This window comes from Bradyrhizobium sp. 31Argb (assembly GCF_043638955.1).
GTDB lineage: Bacteria > Pseudomonadota > Alphaproteobacteria > Rhizobiales > Xanthobacteraceae > Bradyrhizobium.
Map to the genome: position 1 here is coordinate 1 of NZ_JBEGDB010000477.1, position 3,112 is coordinate 3,112.

At 59.5% G+C, this 3,112-nt stretch carries 4 protein-coding genes and 3 pseudogenes; all 7 read right to left on the reverse strand.

Annotated features, from left to right (window positions below; all coding sequences use genetic code 11):
* Positions 1 to 53 precede the first annotated feature (53 nt).
* Complete coding sequence (locus AAFX91_RS40250) at positions 54 to 176, reverse strand: hypothetical protein (protein ID WP_394570195.1); 123 nt, start codon at positions 174 to 176, stop codon at positions 54 to 56.
* A gap of 28 nt (positions 177 to 204) precedes the next feature.
* Entirely contained in the window at positions 205 to 531 is a 327-nt protein-coding gene (locus tag AAFX91_RS40255) for a type II toxin-antitoxin system PemK/MazF family toxin (RefSeq protein ID WP_394570196.1), read from the reverse strand.
* Complete coding sequence (locus AAFX91_RS40260; protein WP_028152591.1) at positions 528 to 752, reverse strand: antitoxin MazE-like protein; 225 nt, start codon at positions 750 to 752, stop codon at positions 528 to 530. Before AAFX91_RS40260 ends, AAFX91_RS40255 begins: the two co-directional genes overlap by 4 nt.
* Positions 753 to 818: 66 nt before the next feature.
* Positions 819 to 2,029, reverse strand: a pseudogene (repC, locus tag AAFX91_RS40265) (plasmid replication protein RepC).
* 226 nt (positions 2,030 to 2,255) lie between these two features.
* Positions 2,256 to 2,516, reverse strand: a complete 261-nt coding sequence (locus AAFX91_RS40270; protein WP_394570197.1) for a hypothetical protein — start codon at positions 2,514 to 2,516, stop codon at positions 2,256 to 2,258.
* Positions 2,513 to 2,773 (reverse strand): annotated as a pseudogene (locus tag AAFX91_RS40275) (ParB/RepB/Spo0J family partition protein); the annotation flags it as partial. The gene AAFX91_RS40270 and the pseudogene AAFX91_RS40275, both read right to left, overlap by 4 nt.
* Positions 2,774 to 2,782: 9 nt before the next feature.
* A pseudogene (locus tag AAFX91_RS40280) lies at positions 2,783 to 3,031 on the reverse strand (plasmid partitioning protein RepA); the annotation flags it as partial.
* Positions 3,032 to 3,112: the final 81 nt, after the last annotated feature.

Below are 3,112 nucleotides of genomic sequence, written 5' to 3' on the forward strand. Positions count from 1 at the left end.
AAGCTCGCGCCAAACTCGGCCGCGCCTATCCAGCCACCCCCAAAGAGTCAAAATCACTGTGATAGACCACTAGTCGCCGAGCGTACGGCGCTGATCAACCAGTTGCGCGCCATTCTTTTGGAGCGTGGATTGGCGGCTTGCCAAGGCTCAGTCTTCCAGTCGACGATGATATTCATCGGGCCTCCCTTCTTTGTTGCTGTCCAATCAGTCGGCGAGCCCGATCATCACGGACAGCATGTTGTTCAGCGCCAGCATATCGGCGCCTGACAGATGGCCTATCGCCGGGCCACATTTCGTACGCGGATAGGCCAGAACCTTGTCGACCATGACCTGTGAGACGAGTTTGAGACCGTTCGAGGCCGTCGGCTCGATGGTGAGCCGATATAGCGGGGCATCGGCGATCGTGCCGGTGAGCAAGACCACGAGCACGCTGTCCGCCGCATTGAGCACATCGGACTGGATGACGACCGCCGGACGGGGCTTGCCGTAGTCGCCCTGTGCCGAAACCGTGACGAGATCCCCTCTCCTCACGATTCAGGCCATTCAGTCGCGGCGGCAATGAAATCCAGCGCCTCAGCTTCCTCGGGCCGGCCGCGCAGCAGCAATCCCTGCCGCCTGGCTTCGGCGGCAAATTCCGGCTTGTGGGGATCAGGCACCCAGATACGCAGCTGCTTCATGCCGCGATGCTGCTGCTGTTGGCGGTAGCGCTGAAACTTGGTCAGGCCGTCATCGGTGTGCTTGGGCCGCGCCATATGAGATCTCCATCAGTTGCGCGCTACTTTACTATAAAGGTTGGCGCTACCAAACTGTTTCATGAATTAGGCCCGCATTTTCGTTTTCTTCAGCCGGGCATTCATCTGCGCCATCAGGATCGGCCCGAGCGAGAACTCCCCTGCCCCGGCTTTCGCCGTCAGGCCGCGCAGATAGCCGCCGGCGGAATTGATGGTGGCGCTCCGCTCGAGGATGCAAGCGACGACGATCGCGGCCTTGACCTCACCCATAACGCGCTGCGCCTCCTCCCAAGCGCTGGGACTGATCCCGAGCATCGGCCGGACCACAGCGGCCGTCGCCAGGAAATCGCGCCAATTCGAAATCTGGCCGTGCTTGGCGTAATCGGCCAGGCCGCCACACGCCTGCAGTACCATTCCTAAGGGATAGCTCCCCTCCCCTCGGCGCTTGTTGGTCTGGCGAAGGCCTAGCCGCCCTGCCTTTTTTGAAGGCTGGTTCAAGATCAATAAAGGGGTTTGGATTTGAATTCTGTTTGTGCGGCTCAGAATGGGCCTCATTGGAGTCCAGATTCGACATCTTGACGTGTGATTTCAGCAGATCAAGCACGTCGTCGGCGAGTTGAGAAAGCGTATCGGCGCCCTCCTCCACCTGCTCAAGTGTTGGCGAGCGTGGAATTCCGTCCACGATCGCCCGGAATTCGACGTGAATCCTGGGCCAGTCGGCGGGTACGCTCTCCTCAACGCCGGAGGCGATCATCTTGGCGATGTCGCGCCGGCATAGCGTGATGCGCTCGCGGGCCAGCTTCACGGCCCTGATCTCGGCCGCGATCTCCTCGGCTAGGCGCTCGATCTCATCGGAACGGGCAACCAACGGCGAGATGTCGAAGCCGAAGGCGCGATCGATCTTCCCTGCCATATCCTTCCTGGCATAGCGCTTGCCGTTCGGTGAGTCCCGGCGAACGATCAGGCCAGCATCGACCAAGGCCGCCAGATGACGTTTCAACGTTGAGATCGGCATGCCATGGGCTTCGCAGAGACAACTGGACGTTCGACGAGAAGACGATCAGATCGTCCTCTCCGGTGAGCGCCGTCTCCGGGTGGAAAGTCAGCAGCGCATTCAGGACCGCCAGTGAACGTTCGGAGACACCGAGTTTCGGCCTGGCCGTGCAGAGGGCCTGGAAGATCTTCCATTTGTGGACGACCTTTTCGGGCGGCCGCGAAGTCGCGACGATCTGCGTTGCTACATGGGCAAGCGTCAGCGGTCGCCGCCCAAAGGGCGTCGTTGGGGCACGTGTCTGCATTTGTTGTCAGGCAAAAGAAATTTGCTCGCCGAATCGACGCCTAGACTAGGACTCTTGACAGTGATTCGCGGAAGGTGTTTTCTCAAATCCGCCCAGATTGATGAGAAAGGGCTTCCGGGGCTTCGCTTCGGGGGCCTTTTCTTTTGCGGCTGCTCCTTGGTCCTTGGTTCTGGGTTGATCGTTACGCGGTTAGGGACGCAAACTGGGGGTTGCCAGATGCCAACTCCTACTGGCCGTCGAGCCAGTCGTCGTAGAGAGACGCCATCCGGCTTTCGAGCCACTCACCGAACGGGCGGCCATCCTTACGCGAAGACCCATCATTCTTGGGGATCTTCACGGTCATATCGCCAGACGGCGACCGCTTAACGAGTGCGAACTCGGATCCATTGCGACCCGCGATCGGAGAAAAGTCCGCAGCTGCGGACTTTTTCGTTTCCCTCCTGGAAGCCGAGGGGCCGATCGCGATGATGACATCTTCGGGAATCATCGAAGCTCGATCATTTTGTAGACCGTCGATTTGCTGGCCGAGATGGCAGAAACGAGACGTTCGCCCTTGAGGCCGCGATCTTTCAGTCGCCGAGCAAACAGGCACTTCTCGATGAAAGAGATGTTGTTACGCTCGTTGTTCTCCTGCCCCTGAGCGACCAGGGCCTCTTCCTCGCTAATGTCCGTAACGACGGCTTTCAGGGGTCGGCCGAGAGCTTTAACAGCCGCCACGCGCCGATGGCCGAAGACCGTGAGATAGCGGCCTGCCGCGTTGACGGTCTCAAGAGCGCGATCGTAGGTGGCGCGGACAAACTGATTACGCTCGACCTCGTAGATTGTCTGGCTGGTCAACCCAGCGTCCGAAATGGCCGTCGATTTGTAGGTCGGATGGTTGAGAATGTGCTCGCCGAAGACGGTCCGCATAAACCCGGCCATCTGATTTTGAGGCCCGTCGGCTGACTCGAAACGCGTCAGAAGATAGCGCAGCCAATGGTAATTCGGCTCAGCCCCGGTGTTGCTCGTGACCTGCCACTGAACTTTCATCCAGCAGCGGTTAGAGTCTCAGGGTTTTGTACGCCAAGTGGCGCGGGTGGAGCA